A 21784-nucleotide genomic window follows, 5' to 3' on the forward strand; every position below is an offset into this window, starting at 1 on the left:
CTACGATCGAATTCCCTCTCCCTGTGGGAGAGGGTTCCCCACAAAATAATGCCTGCACAGACGGCCCCCTCTCCCTTGAGGGAGAGGGCTGGGGTGAGGGGGAACATACGGCTCTGGTGGTCATTCCGTTCACTTTATGTTCCTTGCTACTCTTTCACGACATGACCGGTGAACGTGCCAGGGTGGCTCAGTCGCCACCACCCTGGCGACCCGGGCTTCCGGCGGTAAATCGCCGCTTCGCGGTGCCTTCGGCTTATTCCTTCCGGCTTATCGGGGACGGGCGGAGGTAACATCCCTGTAAAGCCCTCAGTTATTCTGAGGCAACGTTATCGCTTTTGCTTTCAAATTACTGGGGAACCCTCTCCCCTGTGGGAGAGGGTTAGGGTGAGGGCAACATCACAACCCTTTGCGCACCCTGCGCTGGGTATAAATCGCATCCGCAACAAAGATGGCCAGCGCCACCCAGATAAAGGCGAACGTCACCATCTTATCCGCACCCGGCACCTCGCCGTAAAACACCACCGCCAGCAGGAACATCAGCGTGGGGCCAATGTACTGGAAGAAGCCCAGCGTGGAGAGGCGCAGACGCGTTGCCGCGCCGGTAAAGCACAGCAGGGGGATCGTCGTGACCACGCCCGCGGCCATCAGCATCAGGTTCAGCGACCATGGGTTGCTGCCCATGTGGCTGGTGGCGCTGTCGGCAATACCGAACAGGTAGATCGCGGCGACAGGCAGCAGCCACAGGGTTTCAAATAGCATTCCCGTCTGCGCTTCCACGGCAATTTTTTTACGCACCAGGCCGTAGAAGGCAAAGCTGAACGCCAGCCCCAGGGCGATAACCGGCAGTGAGCCGAAGGTCCACAGCTGTACCAGCACGCCGCAGAAGGCCAGAATCACCGCCACCCACTGCATCCGGCGAAAGCGCTCACCAAGGAAAATCATCCCCAGCAAAATATTGACCAGCGGGTTAATAAAGTAGCCCAGGCTGGCTTCGAGCATGTGATGGTTATTCACCGCCCAGATAAACAGCAGCCAGTTTCCGCCAATCAGCACCGCAGAGAGAGCGAGCAGGAAGACCTTCTTCGGGGTTTTCAGCAGCGTTTTGACGCCTGACCACTGACGGCTGATACTCATCAGCGCAATCATGAAGAAAAAGGACCAGATGACGCGGTGAGTGAGGATCTCGTCCGCCGGGACATAGGCGATAAGTTTGAAGTACGCCGGTGCGATACCCCAAATAAAATAAGCGGCAAGGGCGAGTAAAACGCCCTGCCGCGTCTGTTTAGCATCCATCGGGAAAATCCGTTACAAAAAAGTGAAGTAATTTTACCCGAATTTGCCGTCTCAACCCACCATATAAGTGGCGGTTGCGCTGGCGATATAAACCTGCTCCTCGTTATGCAGCTCAACGCGGGCGACGGCAACTTTATTCCCGGCGCGCAGCAGGCTGCTGGTGCAGGTGAAGCGGTTTCCGCGTCCCGGACGCAGGTAGTCGACGCGTAAATCGATGGTGCCCATGCGCGACAGGCGCTGGCGTAACTCATCTTCGTTGATGGTGTCATGGCGCGTCAGCGTGCTGCCCACGCACACCAGACCGGCCGCCACGTCCAGCGCGGAGGCAATGACCCCGCCGTGCAAAATGCTTTGCGCCCAGTTACCGACCATCATTGGCTGATTATTGAAACTCAGCTGAGCGAAGTCTTTTTCGTATCGCTCCAGCTCAAGACCCAGTGCACGGTTGAACGGCATGTGGTACACAAAAATCTCGCCCACGAGCTTTAAGGTTTCTTCGGCGGTGAGTGTGGCTGACATCTGACGTGGCATCCTTGTTGTTAACAAAATGTTGATTTTATGCTTCAGGATAAAGGAATGCCACTTTAAGAAACGAGGAAGCGGAAGTTATCGCAGAAGTCTGTAGAATGCCCGGACAAAACTATTCATTAAATGTCACCATTTCAGGAGAACACCACCGATGCGGACGTATCTGGGTTGGTTACTGGCGGCGGTTGCGCTGCCCCTCACAGCATATGCGCAGGAAGCGACGATCAAAGAGGTGCATGATAAACCTGCCGTTAAGGGCAGCATCATCGCCAATATGCTTCAGGAGCATGACAATCCGTTCACGCTGTACCCTTATGATACAAACTACGTGATCTACACCCAGACCAGCGATCTCAACAAAGAGGCGATAAGCTCCTATAACTGGTCTGATAATGCGCGTAAAGATGAGGTGAAGTTCCAGCTCAGCCTCGCCTTCCCGTTCTGGCGCGGCATCCTGGGGCCGAACTCGGTACTTGGCGCGTCTTACACGCAGAAGTCATGGTGGCAGCTCTCCAACAGCGGGGAATCTTCACCGTTCCGCGAAACCAACTATGAACCGCAGCTGTTCCTCGGTTTCGCCACCGATTATGAGTTTGCAGGCTGGACGCTGCGAGACGTGGAGGTGGGCTATAACCACGATTCCAACGGTCGTTCCGACCCAACCTCACGCAGCTGGAACCGCATCTATACGCGTCTGATGGCGCAGAACGGCAATTTCATGGTGGAAGTGAAGCCGTGGTACGTGGTGGGCAGCACCGATGACAACCCGGATATCACCAAATATATGGGCTACTATCAGCTTAAAGTGGGCTATCAGCTGGGTGACGCGGTGCTGAGCGCCAAAGGCCAGTACAACTGGAATACCGGCTACGGCGGTGCAGAGCTGGGCCTGAGCTACCCGGTGACGAAACACGTTCGTCTCTATACTCAGGTGTATAGCGGGTATGGCGAATCGCTGATCGACTACAACTTCAACCAGACCCGCGTCGGTGTGGGCGTGATGCTGAACGATATTTTCTAAGCTGCTCGAATGTTTTTGCGTTAAACGTTGAAGTTTCTCTCTCAGGCGCTGAAAATAGCGCCTGTTTCATTTCTGGCATATGGGGTTAACGTGGCGCAGGCGGAAGTATTGAATCAGGAATCGCTGGCTAAACAGGTTTTGCATGAAACCTTTGGCTACCAGCAGTTCCGTCCTGGCCAGGAAACCATCATTGAAACCGTGCTGGAAGGCCGCGATTGCCTGGTGGTCATGCCGACCGGCGGCGGTAAATCGCTCTGCTATCAGGTGCCCGCGCTGGTGCTTAACGGCCTGACGGTCGTGGTATCGCCCCTTATTTCCCTGATGAAAGACCAGGTCGACCAGCTGCTTGCCAACGGCGTGGCGGCGGCCTGCCTGAACTCGACGCAGACCCGCGAGCAACAGCAAGAGGTAATGGCCGGGTGCCGCACCGGGCAGATCCGCCTGCTGTATATCGCGCCAGAACGCCTGATGCAGGACAACTTCCTCGATCATCTGGCGCACTGGAATCCGGTGCTGCTGGCGGTGGATGAAGCGCACTGTATCTCCCAGTGGGGGCACGATTTCCGCCCGGAATATGCCGCCCTCGGCCAGCTTCGTCAGCGCTTCCCCGAACTGCCGTTTATGGCGCTTACCGCCACGGCGGACGACACCACGCGTCAGGACATCGTTCGCCTGCTGGGGCTGAACGACCCGTATATTCAGGTCAGCAGCTTCGACCGCCCGAACATCCGCTATATGCTGATGGAGAAGTTCAAGCCGCTGGATCAGCTCTTACGCTACGTGCAGGAGCAGCGCGGAAAGTCCGGCATCATCTACTGCAACAGCCGGGCGAAGGTGGAAGACACCGCCGCCCGTCTGCAAAACCGTGGCTTTAGCGCCGCGGCCTATCACGCCGGGCTGGAGAACCATATCCGCGCCGACGTGCAGGAGAAATTCCAGCGCGACGACCTGCAAATCGTGGTCGCAACGGTGGCGTTCGGGATGGGGATCAACAAGCCCAACGTGCGCTTTGTGGTGCATTTCGACATTCCGCGCAATATCGAATCCTACTATCAGGAAACCGGCCGCGCCGGGCGTGACGGCCTGCCTGCGGAAGCGATGCTGTTTTACGATCCGGCGGATATGGCGTGGCTGCGCCGCTGTCTTGAGGAGAAACCGCAGGGGCAGTTGCAGGATATCGAACGCCACAAGCTTAACGCGATGGGGGCCTTTGCCGAAGCGCAAACCTGCCGCCGTCTGGTGCTGCTCAACTACTTTGGTGAAGGGCGTCAGGCACCGTGCGGTAACTGCGATATCTGTCTCGACCCGCCGAAGCAGTACGATGGTCTGATGGACGCGCGCAAAGCGCTCTCGACTATCGGACGCGTGAACCAGCGCTTTGGGATGGGCTACGTCGTTGAAGTGCTGCGCGGGGCTAACAACCAGCGTATCCGCGATATGGGTCACGACAAGCTGCCGGTTTATGGCATCGGGAAAGACCAGAGCCACGAGCACTGGGTGAGTATCATCCGCCAGCTGATCCATCTCGGCTTTGCCACGCAGAACATTGCCCAGCATTCTGCGCTTCAGCTGACCGAAGCGGCGCGACCGGTCCTGCGTGGTGAGGTTGAACTGAAGCTCGCCGTTCCGCGCGTTGTCGCCCTGAAGCCGCGCGTGATGCAGAAATCCTACGGCGGTAACTACGATCGCAAGCTTTTCGCCAAGCTGCGTAAGCTGCGTAAAGCCATTGCGGATGAAGAGAACATCCCGCCATACGTGGTGTTCAACGACGCGACGCTTATCGAGATGGCCGAGCAAATGCCGCTCAGCGCCAGCGAGATGCTCAGCGTCAACGGCGTTGGCACGCGTAAGCTGGAGCGCTTCGGGAAAGAGTTTATGGCGCTCATCCGTTCCCACGCTGATGGTGATGATGAGGAGTAGTCAGCCGGGCGAAAAAGTGCCAGGATGGTGACTCACTGTATTATTTCCCCGCGAGCTAATTATGTTAATGCTATTTCTCACCGTGGCGTTAGTGCACATCGTTGCGCTGATGAGCCCTGGCCCTGACTTTTTCTTCGTGTCACAAACGGCCGTCAGCCGCTCCCGCAAAGAGGCAATGATGGGTGTGCTCGGTATTACCATGGGCGTCATGGTCTGGGCGGCGGTTGCGCTGCTCGGTCTGAACCTGATCCTGGCGAAAATGGCGTGGCTGCATAACATCATCATGGTCGGCGGCGGTCTGTACCTGTGCTGGATGGGCTACCAGATGCTGCGCGGGGCGCTGAAGAAAGAAGAGAAAAAGCCGGAAGAGCCAAAGGTTGAGCTGGCAACGGGCGGCCGTAGCTTTGTGAAAGGGCTGCTGACCAACCTGGCGAACCCGAAAGCGATTATCTACTTCGGCTCTGTGTTCTCGCTGTTTGTAGGGGATAACGTCGGCGCGGGCGCGCGCTGGGGGATCTTCCTGCTGATCGTTGTTGAGACGTTCGCCTGGTTTACCGTTGTGGCAAGCCTGTTTGCCTTACCGGCGATGCGTCGCGGCTACCAGCGCATCGCGAAGTGGATCGACGGCTTTGCCGGCGCGCTGTTCGCCGGCTTCGGCATTCATCTCATCATTTCTCGCTAAGCATGACGCGCTGACGCAAGCAGCGCGCCAACCAGCATAAACAGCGAACCAAAGACTTTGTTCAGGGCCTTCATCTGTTTAGGCCCTTTGATCCACGCCGCAATTCGCTGCGCCAGCGTCGCGTAACCAATCATCACAATGATATCGACAATAATGGTGGTCGCGCCCAGCACCACGTACTGCATCACCTGTGGCTGATGCGGCACGATAAACTGCGGGAACAGGGCGGCGAGGAACACGATGCTTTTCGGGTTGGTCAGGTTAACGAACACCGCGCGTTTAAACAGGTGGCCGCGTGTTTGCGTCCGGGAGAGCGTATGCAGATCAATCGAGCCTGCGGCGCGCCACTGCTGAATACCCAGCCAGATAAGATACGCTGCGCCAGCCCATTTCAGCACCTCGAAGGCCAGCACCGAACGGGAGAACAGCGTGCCCAGACCAATCCCCACCAGCACAATATGAATGCCAAGCCCGGTCTGTAAACCGGCGATTGACGCCGCCGCGCCGCGATAGCCGTGATTAATGGAGGTGGTCATGGTGTTGATTGCGCCCGAGCCAGGTGAAAGGCTGAGGATGATGGATGTCAGCAGGTAGGCGAACCACCATTCGAAGGTCATTTGAAACTCCCGGATCGTCTGTTTTTATGCCACAATACGCTATTGTTGAGTCATTTTGTGACCGGTAACGAAAAAAACGATATTCCCTGAATTACGGGGGGTGGAAACCCAATGTTTCAGCAGAAAAAGGACTGGGAAACACGAGAAAACGCATTTGCTGCTTTCTCCATGGGGCCGCTGACCGATTTCTGGCGCCAGCGTGAGGAAGATGAGTTTATGGGCGTCGGGGAAATCCCGGTGCGCTTCGTTCGTTTCCGTGATGAAAAAAATGACCGGGTGATTGTGGTCTGCCCCGGGCGCATCGAAAGCTATATCAAATATGCCGAGCTGGCGTATGACCTGTTCCATCTGGGCTTTGATGTGTTAATTATCGACCATCGCGGGCAGGGGCTTTCTGGCAGGATGTTGCCGGATACCCATCGCGGCCACGTGGATAACTTCAGCGATTACGTCGACGATCTGGCCGCGTTCTGGCAGCAGGAAGTGCAGCCCGGACCGTGGCGCAAGCGTTATATTCTTGCCCACTCCATGGGGGGGGCGATCTCGACGTTGTTTTTGCAGCGCCATAAGCACCAGTGTGACGCCATTGCGCTGACCGCGCCGATGTACGGCATTGTGATACGTTTTCCTGACTGGATGGTGCGCCATCTTCTCGACTGGGCTGAGGGCCATCAGCGCATTCGAGAAGGCTATGCCATCGGAACAGGACGCTGGCGGGCATTGCCGTTTGCCATCAACGTGTTAACCCACAGCCGACAGCGTTATCGCCGCAACCTGCGTTTTTATGCCGATGAACCGCGTCTGCGGGTCGGCGGCCCCACCTGGCACTGGGTGCGGGAAGGTATTCATGCCGGTGAGCAGGTGCTGGCGGGCGTAGGCGATGATGACACGCCGACGCTCCTGATCCAGGCGGAAGAAGAGCGTGTGGTGGATAACCGCATGCATGACCGCTATTGTGAACTTCGCGCCGCTGCGGGCCATCCCTGTGAAGGGGGTAAACCGCTGGTCATCAACGGTGCGTACCATGAGATCCTTTTTGAAAAGGACGCTATGCGCTCAGTCGCGCTCAACGCCATTGTTGAATTTTTCAACAGGCATAACTGATTATTGTTTTCCACCAGAGGTTGAAATCCCTATGTACCAGGTTGTTGCATCTGATTTAGATGGCACGCTGCTTTCCCCCGACCACACCCTGTCGCCTTATGCGAAAGAGACCCTAAAACTCCTGACTGCCCGTGGCGTGAATTTTGTGTTCGCCACCGGTCGCCACCACGTGGACGTGGGACAGATCCGCGATAACCTGGAGATCAAGTCGTACATGATCACCTCTAACGGTGCGCGCGTACATGACACGGACGGCAACCTGATTTTTACCCATAATCTCGATCGTGACATCGCCACCGATTTGTTCGGCATTGTGCATAACAACCCGGATATCGTGACTAACGTTTACCGCGACGACGAGTGGTTTATGAACCGCCATCGCCCGGAAGAGATGCGCTTCTTCAAGGAAGCCGTATTCCAGTACTCACTGTACGAGCCGGGTCTGCTGGAGCCGGAAGGGATCAGCAAGGTATTCTTCACCTGTGTAAATCATGAGGAGTTACTGCCGCTGGAGCAGGCGATCAACGCCCGCTGGGGCGACCGCGTGAACGTGAGCTTCTCCACGCTGACCTGTCTGGAAGTGATGGCGGGCGGGGTGTCTAAAGGTCACGCGCTGGAAGCGGTAGCGAAACGGCTGGGCTTTGATCTGAAAGACTGTATCGCCTTTGGCGATGGCATGAACGATGCCGAGATGCTCTCCATGGCGGGTAAAGGCTGCATCATGCAGAACGCGCACCAGCGCCTGAAAGATCTGCACCCGGAGCTGGAAGTGATCGGCACCAACGGCGATAACGCCGTGCCTAAGTATCTGCGCAAACTGTTCCTTGAATAATCTTCAATTGATTGTTTATTGTTCAGATGTCAACTAAAGAGTTCGCTACAATGCCTTTCCTTCTTTCTGAGAGACAAGCATTGTGGCGCTACTCATTATCACCACTATCCTGTGGGCCTTCTCCTTTAGTCTGATTGGCGAATACCTTGCCGGATCGGTCGACAGCTACTTCTCGGTGCTGATGCGCGTGGGGCTGGCGGCGCTGGTGTTCCTGCCGTTCCTGCGTACCCGCGGGCAATCGCTAAAAACTATTCTGCTGTACATGCTGGTAGGCGCGATGCAGCTCGGCATCATGTACCTGTTCAGCTTCCGGGCCTACGTTTACCTGTCCGTCTCGGAATTTCTGCTCTTTACCGTGCTGACGCCGCTCTACATCACGCTGATTTACGACTTGCTCAGCAGACGCCGCCTGCGCTGGGGATATCTGCTGAGCGCTGCGCTGGCAGTGATTGGCGCGGCGATTATTCGCTATGACAAGGTAAGCGATCACTTCTGGACCGGGCTGATGTTCGTCCAGCTCGCTAATATCAGCTTTGCCATCGGGATGGTGGGTTACAAACGTCTGATGGAGACCCGCCCGATGCCGCAGCATAACGCGTTTGCGTGGTTCTATATGGGCGCGGCGATTGTCGCGGTAGCGGCGTGGTTTCTGCTCGGCAATCCGCAAAAGCTGCCGACTACCTCCGTGCAGTGGAGCGTTCTGGTCTGGCTGGGCGTGGTGGCGTCGGGGCTGGGCTATTTTATGTGGAACTACGGCGCTACGCAGGTAGACGCCGGGACGCTGGGGATCATGAACAATGTGCACGTGCCGGCGGGGCTACTGGTGAACCTCGCCATCTGGCAGGAGCAGCCGCACTGGCCGAGTTTCCTTATTGGGGGAACGGTGATCCTGGCTTCGCTGTGGGTACATCGCCGCTGGGTCGCTCCGCGCTCCGCACAAACGGAAGATGGTCGCACGCGTGGTTCCGCGCTGAGCGAATAAACGCTTCCGTAATCGGCTGACGCTGCTCGCCGTCGCGCACGGCGGCGTACAGCCGGCTCCACAGTCCTTCACCCAGGGTTTTGGTGACCACCAGACCCTGGCGTTCAACCGTCTCGACCACCCAGTGCGGCAGCGCCGCAATCCCCATTCTGGCCGCCACCATCTGAATTAACAGCAGCGTGTTATCCACGCTTTTCAGCTGTGGGCTGATGCCCGCGGGTTGCAGGAAATGGCGCCAGATATCCAGACGACTGCGCTGTACCGGGTAAATCAGCAGCGTCTCCGTTGCCAGATCTTCCGGCGTGATACGCGTTTTAGCGGCCAGCGGATGGTCCGGGGCCAGCACCAGACGCACCTCAAAATCAAACATTGGCGAATAGTGCAGACCGCTGCGCGGCAGAATATCTGAGGTCATCACCAGATCCAGCTCACCCTGCTGAAGCGACGGCTGCGGATCAAACGTGACGCCGGATTTGAAGTCCATCTCCACCTGCGGCCACTTCTGGCGGAAGTTCTCAAGCGCGGGGGTCAGCCACTGAATACAGCTGTGACACTCAATGGCGATGCGCAGAGTGGTCTGCTGCGGCTCGTTGCAGGACTGCAACGCGCTGGCAATCTGCGGCAACACCTGGTTCGCCAGCTGAAGCAAAATTTCGCCCTGCGGCGTAAAGCGCAAAGGCTGGCTCTTACGCACAAAAAGACGAAAGCCGAGGCGTTGTTCCAGATCGCTGAACTGGTGAGAAAGGGCAGACTGAGTCTGGTGCAGCGTGGCCGCTGCCGCCGCAAGAGAACCGCAGTTCCGCAACGCTTGTAGCGTTTTCAGGTGTTTTATCTCGATCATGAAAGTCCTTCACTTCGCCATGAACATTTTGCGCTTGAGGAATATACAGTACCTGCCAATTATAGAAGTGTAAACATCTGGACGTCTAAATAACGAATTTCTACAAGGGGTATGCCATGACAATCCGCACTCACACTCTCGGTTTCCCTCGCGTTGGTCTGCGTCGCGAGCTGAAAAAAGCGCAAGAAAGCTACTGGGCGGGTAACGCCACCCGCGAAGAACTGCTGGCGGTGGGGCGCGAGCTGCGCGCGCGTCACTGGGATCAGCAAAAACAGGCGGGCGTAGACCTGCTGCCGGTGGGCGATTTCGCCTGGTACGACCATGTTCTGACCACCAGCCTGCTGCTTGGCAACGTGCCGGCTCGTCATCAGAACAACGATGGATCGGTGGATATCGATACCCTGTTCCGCATCGGCCGTGGCCGCGCGCCAACGGGTGAGCCAGCGGCAGCGGCGGAAATGACCAAGTGGTTTAACACTAACTATCACTATATGGTGCCGGAGTTCGTTAAGGGCCAGCAGTTCAAACTGACCTGGACCCAGCTTCTGGATGAAGTGGACGAAGCGCTGGCGCTGGGTCACCAGGTGAAACCCGTGCTGCTGGGGCCGGTCACCTACCTGTGGCTGGGCAAAGTGAAAGGTGAGCAGTTCGACCGCCTCAGCCTGCTGAACGATATTCTGCCGGTTTATAAGCAGGTGCTGATTGAGCTGGGTAAGCGCGGTATTCAGTGGGTGCAAATCGATGAACCGACGCTGGTGCTTGAGCTGCCGCAGGCGTGGCTGGATGCCTTCAAACCGGCGTATGACGCGCTCACGGGCCAGGTGAAGCTGCTGCTGACCACCTATTTCGAGGGCGTAACGCCGAACCTCGACACCATCACCGCGCTGCCGGTTCAGGGTCTGCACGTTGATCTCGTTCACGGCAAAGACGATGTGGCAGAGTTGCACAAGCGTCTGCCTGCGGAGTGGCTGCTCTCTGCCGGTCTGGTGAATGGTCGTAACGTCTGGCGTGCCGATCTCACCGGGAAATATGCACAAATCAAGGACATTGTCGGTAAACGTGAATTGTGGGTAGCCTCTTCCTGTTCCCTGCTGCACAGCCCGATCGACCTGAGCGTGGAGACCCGACTCGACCCTGAGGTGAAAAGCTGGTTTGCCTTTGCCCTGCAAAAGTGTGAGGAGCTGGCTCTGCTGCGCGACGCGTTGAACAGCGGCGACACGGCAGCGATTACCGACTGGAGCACCCCGATCCAGGCGCGCCGTCACTCGACGCGCGTGCATAACCCGGCGGTGGAAAAACGTCTGGCAGCCATCACTGCCCGGGACAGCCAGCGCCAGAGCCCGTATGAAGTGCGCGCCGAAGCCCAGCGTGCACGCTTTAACCTGCCCGCGTGGCCGACCACAACCATCGGCTCCTTCCCGCAGACTACCGAGATCCGCGGCCTGCGCCTGGACTTCAAAAAGGGCAATCTGGATGCGAATCACTACCGCACCGGCATTGCGGAGCACATCAAACAGGCGATCGTCGAGCAGGAACGTCTGGGTCTGGACGTGCTGGTGCACGGCGAGGCCGAGCGTAACGATATGGTGGAATACTTCGGTGAACACCTGGACGGCTTTGTCTTTACCCAGAACGGCTGGGTGCAAAGCTACGGCTCCCGCTGCGTGAAGCCGCCGGTGGTGATCGGTGACGTCAGCCGCCCGGAAGCGATCACCGTGGAGTGGGCGAAGTATGCCCAGTCTCTGACCGACAAACCGGTAAAAGGCATGCTTACGGGGCCGGTGACCATTCTCTGCTGGTCGTTCCCGCGTGAAGATGTATCCCGGGAAACCATCGCCAAACAGATCGCCCTGGCGCTGCGTGATGAAGTGGCGGATCTGGAAGCGGCGGGGATTGGCATCATTCAGATCGACGAACCGGCGCTGCGTGAAGGCTTGCCGCTGCGTCGCAGCGACTGGGATGCTTATCTGACGTGGGGCGTGGAGGCGTTCCGCCTCAACGCGGCCGTCGCGAAGGACGACACGCAGATCCACACCCACATGTGTTACTGCGAATTTAACGACATCATGGACGCCATTGCCGCGCTCGACGCCGATGTGATCACCATCGAGACCTCGCGTTCAGACATGGAGCTGCTGGAGTCGTTCGAAGAGTTCGACTACCCGAACGAAATCGGGCCGGGCGTGTACGACATTCACTCTCCTAACGTGCCGAGCGTGGAGTGGATTGAATCGCTACTGAGAAAAGCCGCCCAGCGCATTCCGGCGGAACGCCTGTGGGTAAACCCGGACTGCGGCCTGAAAACCCGCGGCTGGCCTGAAACCCGCGCGGCGCTGGCGAACATGGTGCAGGCGGCGCAGAATTTGCGTCAGGCGTAGTGGTGCTGGATTGCCCGGTTGGCGCAGCCGCCACCGGGCTTTTTGTATTACGCTTTCTTCCCGCCGTACTGGCTGAACCACGCCAGCATTCTCTGCCAGCCATCTTTCGCCGATTCTGCGTGATAGCTCGGACGATAATCGGCATTAAACGCGTGTCCCGCATCCGGGTACACCACGATTTCGGCCTTCGCGTTTGCCGCCCGCAGCGCGTGGCGCATGGTCTCGACGGTATCAAGCGGAATGCCGGTATCCTGGCCGCCATACAGCCCTAGCACCGGGGCATTTAAATCGGTGGCGATATCAACTGGATGTTTCGGCGAGTTCAGGGTCTTTTCACCCACCAGTTTACCGTACCAGGCCACAGCGGCTTTCAGCTGCGGATTGTGCGCGGCATACAGCCAGCTAATGCGTCCGCCCCAGCAGAAGCCGGTCACCATCAGACGGTGCGGGTCGCCACCGTTGCGCGCCGCCCAGCTGGCAACGTGGTCGAGATCGGCCAGCACCTGCGCGTCCGGCACTTTGCTGACCAGGTTGCTGAACAGCGTCGGGATGTCGCTGTAATCATTCGGATCGCCCTGACGGAAGTAGAGTTCCGGCGCAACGGCCAGGTAACCTTCCAGCGCCAGACGGCGGCAGAGGTCGCGAATATGTTCATGAACGCCAAATATTTCCTGCACCACGATCACGATGGGCAGCGGGCCATCGGCAGATTTTGGCCGCGCGTGGTACGCTGGCATGTTCTCTCCCTGGGAGGGAATGGAGGTCTCGCCTGCGGTAATGGCTTCTTCAGGGGTTGAGACGATGGTTGAAGCGTGCGGGGCCGCAGCAGGTGCAAAACCGGTTTTTTCAGTCATGGCATTCTCCGTACCAATGAATGGATTAGCGCAAAGATAAATATAGACACCAGGTTAACAACCCACAGTGCCTTATAGCGTCTATCTTTTGTGCAGCGCCCGGCGATATAACTTGTTAATGTGATGTGAATCACTATTTTATGGAAATTAACTGCAATCATTTTCATTCATGGTGAGATGTGTCACGAAATAATGCACATTGCTTCTGTAAAGTACCGTTTTACTTCTTCTGACAAACCGACCCACAGAGGAGTCACCTATGTCTAAGTCTGATGTTTTTCATCTCGGCCTCACTAAAAACGATTTACAAGGGGCTACGCTTGCTATCGTCCCTGGCGATCCTGAGCGTGTGGAAAAGATCGCCGCGCTGATGGATAAGCCGGTTAAGCTGGCAGCGCATCGCGAATTCACCACCTGGCGCGCAGAGCTGGACGGTAAAGCGGTGATCGTGTGCTCTACCGGTATTGGTGGCCCGTCTACCTCTATCGCCGTTGAAGAGCTGGCGCAGCTGGGCATTCGTACTTTCCTGCGCATCGGCACCACAGGCGCCATTCAGCCGCACATCAACGTGGGCGACGTGCTGGTTACCACCGCATCCGTGCGTCTGGACGGGGCAAGCCTGCACTTTGCACCGATGGAATTCCCGGCAGTGGCCGATTTCGAATGCACCACCGCGCTGGTTGAAGCCGCGAAGTCCGTGGGCGCCACCACCCACGTGGGCGTAACTGCCTCTTCCGATACCTTCTACCCGGGCCAGGAGCGTTACGACACCTTCTCTGGTCGCGTGGTGAGCCGTTTCAAAGGCTCCATGGAAGAGTGGCAGTCGATGGGCGTCATGAACTACGAAATGGAATCTGCGACGCTGCTGACCATGTGCGCAAGCCAGGGTCTGCGTGCCGGTATGGTGGCGGGCGTTATCGTCAACCGTACCCAGCAGGAGATCCCGAACGCTGAAACCATGAAGCAGACTGAAAGCCATGCGGTGAAAATCGTGGTTGAAGCGGCGCGCCGCCTGATCTAATTCTCTCTTCAGTGCTGAAAGGCCGACATGCTCGGCCTTTTCTTTTTGCGTAACGCCTCGCAGGAAAACCCTTTCAAACTGGACGTTCATACAGCACAATTCTATTTTGTGCGGTAATACGTTGATGCAGGGGGCATTGTGGATATCTCAATCCTGATTTATGCAGTGATTGCGCTGGTGAGCGTGGGGATTGGCTGGCTCATTTCCGGCTACCAGCATGCGCAGCAGAAAGCCGAACAACTGGCAGAGCGCGAAGAGATCGTCGCTGAACTTAGCGCGACGAAACAACAGCTTGCGCTGAGTGACCACTGGCGCGACGAATGCGAACTGCTCAATAACGAACTGCGCAATCTGCGTGATATCAATACCTCGCTGGAGGCCGATCTCCGTGAAGTGACCACCCGTCTTGAGTCCACCCAACTGCACGCCGAAGACAAAATCCGTCAGATGATCAACAGCGAGCAGCGTCTTAGCGAGCAGTTTGAGAACCTCGCGAACCGCATTTTTGAGCACAGCAATCGCCGCGTGGATGAGCAGAACCGCCAGAGCCTGAACAGCCTGCTGACGCCGCTGCGTGAACAGCTGGATGGCTTTCGCCGTCAGGTACAGGACAGCTTTGGTCAGGAAGCCCGCGAACGCCACACGCTGGCGCATGAAATTCGTAATCTCCAGCAGCTGAATGCGCAGATGGCGCAGGAGGCGGTTAACCTGACGCGCGCACTGAAAGGTGATAACAAAGCGCAGGGAAACTGGGGCGAAGTGGTCATGACGCGCGTGCTGGAGGCCTCTGGCCTGCGCGAAGGATACGAATACGAAACGCAGGTCAGCATTGAGAACGATGCGCGCTCGCGGATGCAGCCGGATGTCATTGTTCGTCTGCCACAGGGCAAAGATGTGGTTATCGACGCCAAAATGACGCTGGTGGCCTATGAGCGCTACTTCAACGCTGAGGATGACTACACCCGCGAAACAGCGTTGCAGGAGCACATCGCCTCCGTGCGTAACCATATCCGTCTGTTGGGCCGAAAAGATTATCAGCAGCTGCCGGGGCTGCGATCGCTGGATTATGTGCTGATGTTCATTCCGGTCGAGCCTGCGTTCCTGCTGGCGCTCGACAGACAGCCCGAACTGATCACCGAAGCGCTGAAAAATAACATTATGCTGGTCAGCCCCACCACGCTACTGGTGGCGTTACGTACCATTGCCAACCTGTGGCGCTATGAGCACCAAAGCCGTAACGCGCAGCAGATTGCCGATCGCGCCAGCAAGCTGTACGACAAAATGCGGCTGTTTGTGGACGATATGTCCTCGGTGGGGCAAAGCCTGGATCGCGCGCAGGATAACTACCGCCAGGCGATGAAAAAACTCTCCTCCGGGCGTGGCAATTTGCTGGCGCAGGCGGAGGCGTTTCGCAGCCTGGGGGTGGAAGTTAAACGCGAGATTAATCCGGAACTGGTGGAGCAGGCTACCGCTCAGGACGAAGAGTTTCGTCTGCGTGAAGGCGACGGTAAGCAAAATAGCCGCAATGAAGACAACGATTTAGCGGCGAGTTTATCCCCCGAAGCGCAGCCGGCGCGTTTCTTTCACGGTGGTTGAAACGTAGGGCAAATGCGCCCAATCTGTTACACTTCACGAACATTTGACTGATTAGCAGGCTCTGAGATGGTTGACGATTCACAAGACACAACGCACTTTGGCTTTCAGACTGTCGCCAAAGCGCAGAAAGCTGACATGGTGGCCCACGTATTTCATTCCGTGGCGGCGAAGTACGATGTGATGAATGATTTGATGTCATTTGGCATTCATCGCTTGTGGAAGCGCTTCACTATTGATTGCAGCGGCGTGCGCCGTGGACAAACGGTGCTGGATTTAGCCGGAGGCACAGGGGATCTGACCGCTAAATTCTCCCGTCTGGTTGGCGAAACCGGCCGCGTGGTGCTGGCGGATATCAACGACTCCATGCTGAAAATGGGACGCGAAAAGCTGCGTAATATCGGCGTGGTAGGCAACGTTGAATATGTTCAGGCCAACGCCGAAGCGCTGCCGTTCCCGGATAATACGTTCGACTGCATCACCATCTCTTTCGGTCTGCGTAACGTGACCGATAAAGATAAAGCGCTGCGCTCCATGTACCGCGTGCTTAAGCCGGGCGGTCGACTGCTGGTACTCGAGTTTTCTAAACCGATTATCGACCCGCTGAGCAAAGCTTACGATGCCTATTCCTTCCACGTTCTGCCGCGCATCGGCGAGCTGGTGGCAAACGATGCAGAAAGTTACCGTTATCTGGCCGAGTCCATCCGAATGCACCCGGATCAGGACACGCTGAAAGCGATGATGCAGGATGCGGAGTTTGAAAACGTGGAATACTTCAATATGACGGCGGGTGTCGTCGCGCTGCATCGTGGTTACAAGTTCTGAGTGGAGGTTTCCCGTGCCCATTAAACCCTTAGTCACCGCTGGCATCGAGAATGTGCTGAATGCCTTTCTGTATCGCGCTCCGGCGCTGAAAACCGCACGTCAGCGGCTTAACGGAAAGGTGCTGCGCATCGTTTTAAAGGAGTTCTCGACGCCGCTTGTGCTGGTCTTCAGCGAACGCCAGCTTGACGTTCTGGGGGAGTGGGAAGGCGAGGCGGACTGCTCGGTGATTACGCACATGAGCGTATTGCCAAAACTGCGTGACCGTCAGCAGATGACGGCGCTTATTCGCAGCGGTGAGCTGGAGGTCGAGGGCGATATTCAGGTGGTACAGAACTTCGTTGCACTCAGCGATCAGGCTGAATTCGACCCGGCGGAACTGCTGGCGCCCTATATCGGCGACATCGCGGCTGAAGGTATAAGCAAAACGCTGCGCACGGGTTCCGCTTTCCTTCGTAAAGGTCTGCTCCGTCAACAGCGCTACGCTGCCGAGGTGCTGACCGAAGAGTGGCGTATGGCGCCGGGGCCTTTAGAAGTCGCCTGGTTTGCAGAAGAGACCGCGGCAGTTGAGCGCGCAGTTGATGCGTTAACCAAACGGCTGGAAAAACTGGAGGGCAAATGACGCCTGGTGAAATTCGGCGCCTCTATTTTATCGTTCGCACCTTTTTGAGCTACGGGCTCGACGAGCTTATCCCCAGAATGCGTATCACCCTGCCGCTTCGGCTTTGGCGTCGCACGCTGTTCTGGATGCCGAATCGCCATAAGGATCAGGAGCTGGGCGCACGCCTGCGTCTTGCGTTACAGGAGCTGGGCCCGGTCTGGATCAAGTTTGGGCAGATGCTCTCAACACGTCGCGACCTTTTCCCACCGCAGATTGCCGATCAGCTCGCGCTATTGCAGGACCGCGTTGCTCCGTTTGACGGAGAGAGAGCGAAGAAACAAATCGAAGAAGCGATGGGCAATATCCCCATCGAGACCTGGTTTGATGATTTCGATATTCAGCCCCTGGCCTCTGCCTCTATTGCGCAGGTTCACACCGCGCGCCTGAAGGAAAATGGCAAAGAGGTGGTCATCAAAGTGATTCGTCCGGATATCCTGCCGGTTATCAAAGCAGACATGAAGCTGATTTATCGCCTGGCTCGCTGGGTGCCGCGTCTGTTGCCGGATGGTCGCCGTCTGCGTCCGCTGGAAGTGGTTCGGGAATACGAAAAAACGCTGATTGACGAGCTTAACCTGCTGCGTGAATCGGCGAACGCCATTCAGCTGCGTCGAAACTTTGAAGACAGCCCGATGCTGTATGTTCCTGAAGTCTATTCTGACTATTGCAGTCAGAACATGATGGTGATGGAACGTATCTACGGTATTCCGGTCTCGGATGTTGTTGCGCTGGAAAAGCAGGGCACCAACATGAAGCTGCTGGCCGAGCGTGGCGTGCAGGTCTTCTTTACTCAGGTTTTCCGCGACAGCTTCTTCCATGCAGACATGCATCCGGGCAACATTTTCGTCAGCTATGAGCACCCGGAAGATCCGAAATACATCGGCATCGACTGCGGTATTGTCGGCTCGCTGAATAAAGAGGATAAGCGCTACCTCGCAGAGAACTTTATCGCTTTCTTCAATCGCGACTACCGTAAGGTGGCCGAGCTGCACGTGGATTCAGGCTGGGTTCCGCCAGATACCAACGTGGAAGAGTTTGAATTTGCGATCCGCACCGTCTGTGAGCCGATTTTTGAAAAGCCGCTCTCGGAGATCTCTTTCGGACACGTCCTGCTCAACCTGTTCAACACCGCACGCCGTTTCAATATGGAAGTGCAGCCACAATTAGTTTTACTTCAGAAAACATTACTTTACGTTGAGGGCGTAGGCCGCCAGCTCTATCCTCAGTTAGACTTGTGGAAAACCGCGAAACCGTTCCTCGAATCCTGGATTAAGGATCAGGTCGGTATTCCAGCCCTGGTTCGCTCGCTTAAAGAGAAAGGCCCGTTCTGGATTGAAAAAATGCCTGAAATTCCTGAACTGGTTTACGACAGTTTGCGTCAGAGCAAGAACCTTCAGCACAGCATGGATAAAATCGCGCACGAGCTTCAATCCAGTCGCGTGCGTCAGGGGCAGTCCCGCTATCTCTTCGGAATTGGCGCGACGCTGCTGATAAGCGGCACGTTGCTGTTGATCAATCGTCCGGACTGGGAAATGATGCCAGCCTGGATTATGGCTGCCGGTGTGGTTGTCTGGCTTGCTGGCTGGCGAAAAACGCGCTGAATTAGCGTCGCTATCGAGAGATTGCATACGTATAATGCGATCTGACTAATTAATCATCTATCACTGGGGAACACGCATGGGTGGTATCAGTATCTGGCAGTTAGTGATCATTGCCGTCATCGTTGTGCTGCTGTTTGGCACGAAAAAACTCGGATCGATTGGTTCCGACCTGGGCGCGTCAATCAAAGGCTTCAAGAAAGCCATGAGCGATGATGAGAATAAGCAGGAAAAAACCAGTCAGGATGCTGATTTTACCGCTAAATCCATCGCCGATAAGCAGGACGAAGCCAAAAAGGAAGAGGCTAAACGTCACGATAAAGAGCAGGTGTAATTCGTGTTCGACATTGGTTTTGGTGAGTTACTGCTGGTCTTTGTGATTGGTCTGATTGTGTTGGGGCCGCAGCGTTTACCCGTTGCGGTGAAAACCGTCGTGGGCTGGGTGCGGGCGCTTCGCTCGCTGGCAACTACCGTGCAGAACGAACTGGCGCAGGAGCTGAAGCTTCAGGAATTTCAGGACAGCCTGAAAAAGGTTGAAAAGGCGAGTATGGACAACCTGACGCCGGAGCTGAAAGCATCAATGGATGAGTTGCGCGAAGCGGCTGAATCCATGAAGCGTTCTTACAGTATTAACGATCCTGAGAAGGCGAGCGATGAAGCAAACACCATCCACAATCCGGTGGTGAAGGGTAGCGAAGAGCAGCGCGAGGGTGTAACGCCTTCCAGCGCGGAGCATCAGGCTGCTTCGCCAGAGCAATCGCCGCAGGAGCCCGAAGTGAAAAAGCAGGTGCCGCCGGAAGAGCCCGTGGTCAAAACGGCTGAGGTAAAACCCGCCGCGCCCGTTTCCGAATCATCCCCCTCGTCGAGTGATAAAGCGTAAACATGGCAGTAGATGATACTCAACCGCTTATTACGCACCTCATTGAGCTGCGTAAGCGCCTGTTAAACTGCATTATTGCGGTTTTCCTCATTTTTTTATGTCTGGTCTATTTTGCCAACGATATCTATCAGGTGGTTTCCGCGCCGCTGATTAAACAGATGCCTCTGGGCGCGACGATGATTGCAACAGACGTTGCTTCACCGTTCTTTACCCCGATCAAACTGACCTTCTGGGTGTCGTTGATTGCCTCTGCGCCGGTCATTCTGTATCAGGTCTGGGCATTTGTGGCGCCCGCGCTGTACAAGCATGAACGCAAGCTGGTTATTCCGCTGCTGGTTTCCAGTTCGCTGCTGTTTTATATCGGCATGGCGTTCGCCTACTTCGTTGTCTTCCCGCTGGCCTTCGGCTTCCTGACGCATACCGCACCGGAAGGGGTACAGGTGTCGACGGACATCGCCAGCTACCTCAGCTTCGTGATGGCGCTGTTTATGGCCTTTGGTGTCGCCTTCGAGGTGCCCGTAGCAATTGTCCTGCTCTGCTGGGTGGGGGTGACCACGCCTGACGATCTGCGTAAGAAGCGCCCGTACATCCTGGTGGGGGCATTTGTCGTAGGTATGCTGTTAACGCCACCGGACGTCTTCTCGCAAACCTTACTGGCGATACCTATGTACTGCCTGTTTGAAGTCGGCGTGTTCTTCGCTCGTTTCTACGTCGGAAAGGGGCGTACCCGGGACGAAGAAGACGAGCCGTCTGAAGAGACTACTAAAGAATAAAACCAACCGCCCGTCAGGGCGGTTGTCATATGGGGATACGTATGTTTGATATCGGGCTTAACCTCACCAGCGCCCAGTTTGCGAAAGACCACGATGAGGTGGTGGCGCGCGCCTTTGCCGCCGGCGTGGGTGGGCTGCTACTGACGGGAACGAATCTGCATGAGAGTGAGCAGGCACGGCAGCTGGCGCAACGCTATCAACACTGCTGGTCCACCGCAGGCGTGCATCCTCATGACAGCAGCCAGTGGACGCATGAAAGCGCTGAGGCGCTTCATCGTCTGGCACAAACGCCAGAAGTGGTTGCCATTGGCGAATGCGGGCTTGATTTCAACCGTAACTTCTCGACGCCTGAAGAGCAGGAGAAGGCATTTACCGCCCAGCTCGCGCTGGCAGCAGAGCTGGAGATGCCGGTGTTTATGCACTGTCGCGATGCGCATGAACGTTTTATGGCGCTACTGGAACCCTGGCTGGAGAAACTGCCGGGCGCGGTGTTGCACTGCTTTACGGGCTCCCGTCAGGAAGCGCTGGATTGCCTGAACCGCGGGCTGTATTTGGGTATCACGGGCTGGGTCTGCGATGAGCGTCGTGGGCTGGAACTGCGTGAGCTGTTACCCGTTATCCCGGCCGATCGTTTGCTGCTGGAAACGGATGCGCCGTATCTGTTGCCCCGGGATATGCAGCCCAAACCGCCATCACGACGTAATGAACCGGCCTACCTGGGGCATATTGCTGAGCGAGTGGCGCACTGGCGCGGAGAAGATGCCCAGTGGCTGGCAGCACAAACCGATGATAACGTGCGTCGTCTGTTCGGCGTGCAGTTCTAAACTTTGCGGAAATCGGTGTTTTTAACGCTCTGCAACACCTCTTTGTTCAGCAGGTTGAGCAGCAGCATGGAGCGCGCTTCACCGTCCGGCTCAGCGAAGATGGCCTGTAACCCTTCAAAGGCGCCTTCGGTGATCACCACGCTGTCGCCGGCATAAGGGGTTTCCGGATCGGTAATATCTTCAGGCTGCTGGTAGACAGAAAGCTGATGAATAACCGATGACGGTACTCTTGCCGGATGGGCGCCAAAACGCACAAAATGGCTGACGCCGCGCGTGGCGCTGATCGTCGTGGTGTGGATCACTTCGGGGTCGAACTCGACGAACAGATAGTTCGGGAACAGAGGCTCACTGACGGTCGTGCGTCTTCCACGCTGCATTTTTTCAAGCGTGATCACGGGTGTCAGGCAGTTAACAGACTGACGTTCAAGATGTTCCTGCGCGCGCTGAAGTTGCCCGCGTTTGCAATACAGTAAATACCAGGCCTGCATAATCACTCTTCCCATTGTTCGGGGCGCAAGCATACCAAAACCCTGGCGGGATCGCTAAGGTGATTATAATGGCGA

The 21784-nt window shown here is 56.6% G+C and carries 22 protein-coding genes; 16 read left to right on the top strand and 6 right to left on the bottom strand.

The annotated features are described in order from the left end of the window. Positions 1 to 396: 396 nt before the first annotated feature. Positions 397 to 1293: an EamA family transporter RarD gene (gene rarD, locus LOC22_RS11800; protein ID WP_017694744.1), complete on the bottom strand. Its 897-nt coding sequence runs from the start codon at positions 1291 to 1293 to the stop codon at positions 397 to 399. A gap of 51 nt (positions 1294 to 1344) precedes the next feature. Next, on the bottom strand, positions 1345 to 1812 hold the full coding sequence (yigI, locus tag LOC22_RS11805) for an acyl-CoA thioesterase YigI (RefSeq protein ID WP_006812366.1): 468 nt from the start codon (positions 1810 to 1812) through the stop codon (positions 1345 to 1347). A gap of 160 nt (positions 1813 to 1972) precedes the next feature. Here yigI and pldA point away from each other — a divergent pair, with 160 nt between their 5' ends. From pldA to rhtC, 3 genes are all read left to right on the top strand, one after another. Then, positions 1973 to 2842: a phospholipase A gene (gene pldA / locus LOC22_RS11810; RefSeq protein ID WP_003860803.1), complete on the top strand. Its 870-nt coding sequence runs from the start codon at positions 1973 to 1975 to the stop codon at positions 2840 to 2842. A 90-nt stretch (positions 2843 to 2932) separates the two neighbouring features. Then, a complete protein-coding gene (gene recQ, locus LOC22_RS11815) occupies positions 2933 to 4762 on the top strand; it encodes an ATP-dependent DNA helicase RecQ (RefSeq protein WP_230238918.1) in 1830 nt (609 codons plus the stop codon). 61 nt (positions 4763 to 4823) lie between these two features. Next, positions 4824 to 5444 carry a threonine export protein RhtC gene (rhtC, locus tag LOC22_RS11820; protein ID WP_006179256.1) on the top strand — a complete coding sequence of 207 codons (621 nt, stop codon included), beginning with the start codon at positions 4824 to 4826 and terminating at the stop codon, positions 5442 to 5444. On the opposite strand, the gene rhtB is transcribed toward rhtC, so the two are convergent. Beyond that, positions 5441 to 6061, bottom strand: a complete 621-nt coding sequence (gene rhtB / locus LOC22_RS11825) for a homoserine/homoserine lactone efflux protein (RefSeq protein ID WP_006812363.1) — start codon at positions 6059 to 6061, stop codon at positions 5441 to 5443. The two genes, rhtC and rhtB, sit on opposite strands and share 4 nt — an antisense overlap. 111 nt (positions 6062 to 6172) lie before the next feature. On the opposite strand from rhtB, the gene pldB reads away from it, so the two are divergent. The 3 genes from pldB (at position 6173) to LOC22_RS11840 (ending at position 8979) form a co-directional block, all read left to right on the top strand. Further along, the gene (gene pldB / locus LOC22_RS11830) at positions 6173 to 7165 is read left to right on the top strand and encodes a lysophospholipase L2 (RefSeq protein ID WP_015570002.1); all 993 of its coding nucleotides are present in this window, start codon (positions 6173 to 6175) and stop codon (positions 7163 to 7165) included. 31 nt (positions 7166 to 7196) lie between these two features. Further along, positions 7197 to 7997, top strand: coding sequence for a sugar/pyridoxal phosphate phosphatase YigL (yigL, locus tag LOC22_RS11835; RefSeq protein ID WP_015570001.1), 801 nt, complete (start codon positions 7197 to 7199; stop codon positions 7995 to 7997). A gap of 82 nt (positions 7998 to 8079) precedes the next feature. Beyond that, positions 8080 to 8979: a carboxylate/amino acid/amine transporter gene (locus LOC22_RS11840; protein ID WP_023295736.1), complete on the top strand. Its 900-nt coding sequence runs from the start codon at positions 8080 to 8082 to the stop codon at positions 8977 to 8979. Here the strand turns inward: LOC22_RS11840 and metR are convergent. Beyond that, positions 8867 to 9820, bottom strand: a complete 954-nt coding sequence (metR, locus tag LOC22_RS11845; RefSeq protein WP_015570000.1) for an HTH-type transcriptional regulator MetR — start codon at positions 9818 to 9820, stop codon at positions 8867 to 8869. The genes LOC22_RS11840 and metR overlap by 113 nt on opposite strands. Before the next feature lie 116 nt (positions 9821 to 9936). On the opposite strand from metR, the gene metE reads away from it, so the two are divergent. Beyond that, entirely contained in the window at positions 9937 to 12198 is a 2262-nt protein-coding gene (gene metE, locus LOC22_RS11850; protein ID WP_230238919.1) for a 5-methyltetrahydropteroyltriglutamate--homocysteine S-methyltransferase, read from the top strand. 47 nt (positions 12199 to 12245) lie between these two features. Here metE and LOC22_RS11855 read toward each other — a convergent pair whose 3' ends face one another. After that, positions 12246 to 13052 carry a dienelactone hydrolase family protein gene (locus LOC22_RS11855; protein WP_003860793.1) on the bottom strand — a complete coding sequence of 269 codons (807 nt, stop codon included), beginning with the start codon at positions 13050 to 13052 and terminating at the stop codon, positions 12246 to 12248. A 259-nt stretch (positions 13053 to 13311) separates the two neighbouring features. Between LOC22_RS11855 and udp the strand changes: the two genes are divergently transcribed. The 9 genes from udp (at position 13312) to tatD (ending at position 21221) form a co-directional block, all read left to right on the top strand. Beyond that, positions 13312 to 14073 (top strand): uridine phosphorylase, encoded by a 762-nt coding sequence (udp, locus tag LOC22_RS11860; RefSeq protein WP_003860792.1) that lies wholly within the window; start codon positions 13312 to 13314, stop codon positions 14071 to 14073. A 138-nt stretch (positions 14074 to 14211) separates the two neighbouring features. Then, the gene (gene rmuC, locus LOC22_RS11865) at positions 14212 to 15669 is read left to right on the top strand and encodes a DNA recombination protein RmuC (protein ID WP_017383581.1); all 1458 of its coding nucleotides are present in this window, start codon (positions 14212 to 14214) and stop codon (positions 15667 to 15669) included. Positions 15670 to 15735: 66 nt separating this feature from the next. Then, positions 15736 to 16491, top strand: coding sequence for a bifunctional demethylmenaquinone methyltransferase/2-methoxy-6-polyprenyl-1,4-benzoquinol methylase UbiE (gene ubiE / locus LOC22_RS11870; protein ID WP_003860790.1), 756 nt, complete (start codon positions 15736 to 15738; stop codon positions 16489 to 16491). A gap of 13 nt (positions 16492 to 16504) precedes the next feature. Continuing rightward, positions 16505 to 17110, top strand: a complete 606-nt coding sequence (ubiJ, locus tag LOC22_RS11875) for a ubiquinone biosynthesis protein UbiJ (protein ID WP_003860788.1) — start codon at positions 16505 to 16507, stop codon at positions 17108 to 17110. Continuing rightward, positions 17107 to 18747, top strand: coding sequence for a ubiquinone biosynthesis regulatory protein kinase UbiB (gene ubiB / locus LOC22_RS11880; protein WP_015569998.1), 1641 nt, complete (start codon positions 17107 to 17109; stop codon positions 18745 to 18747). The genes ubiJ and ubiB overlap by 4 nt, the downstream gene beginning before the upstream one ends. Positions 18748 to 18823: 76 nt before the next feature. Next, the gene (gene tatA / locus LOC22_RS11885) at positions 18824 to 19078 is read left to right on the top strand and encodes a Sec-independent protein translocase subunit TatA (RefSeq protein ID WP_003860787.1); all 255 of its coding nucleotides are present in this window, start codon (positions 18824 to 18826) and stop codon (positions 19076 to 19078) included. A gap of 3 nt (positions 19079 to 19081) precedes the next feature. Continuing rightward, positions 19082 to 19624, top strand: a complete 543-nt coding sequence (gene tatB / locus LOC22_RS11890) for a Sec-independent protein translocase protein TatB (RefSeq protein WP_003860783.1) — start codon at positions 19082 to 19084, stop codon at positions 19622 to 19624. Positions 19625 to 19626: 2 nt separating this feature from the next. Next, positions 19627 to 20397 (top strand): Sec-independent protein translocase subunit TatC, encoded by a 771-nt coding sequence (gene tatC / locus LOC22_RS11895; RefSeq protein ID WP_015569997.1) that lies wholly within the window; start codon positions 19627 to 19629, stop codon positions 20395 to 20397. 41 nt (positions 20398 to 20438) lie between these two features. After that, a complete protein-coding gene (gene tatD, locus LOC22_RS11900) occupies positions 20439 to 21221 on the top strand; it encodes a 3'-5' ssDNA/RNA exonuclease TatD (protein ID WP_017694739.1) in 783 nt (260 codons plus the stop codon). Here the strand turns inward: tatD and rfaH are convergent. After that, positions 21218 to 21709 (bottom strand): transcription/translation regulatory transformer protein RfaH, encoded by a 492-nt coding sequence (gene rfaH, locus LOC22_RS11905; RefSeq protein ID WP_003860779.1) that lies wholly within the window; start codon positions 21707 to 21709, stop codon positions 21218 to 21220. The genes tatD and rfaH overlap by 4 nt on opposite strands. Positions 21710 to 21784: the final 75 nt, after the last annotated feature.

The organism is Enterobacter sp. AN-K1 (genome assembly GCF_020971765.1).
GTDB lineage: Bacteria > Pseudomonadota > Gammaproteobacteria > Enterobacterales > Enterobacteriaceae > Enterobacter > Enterobacter hormaechei_C.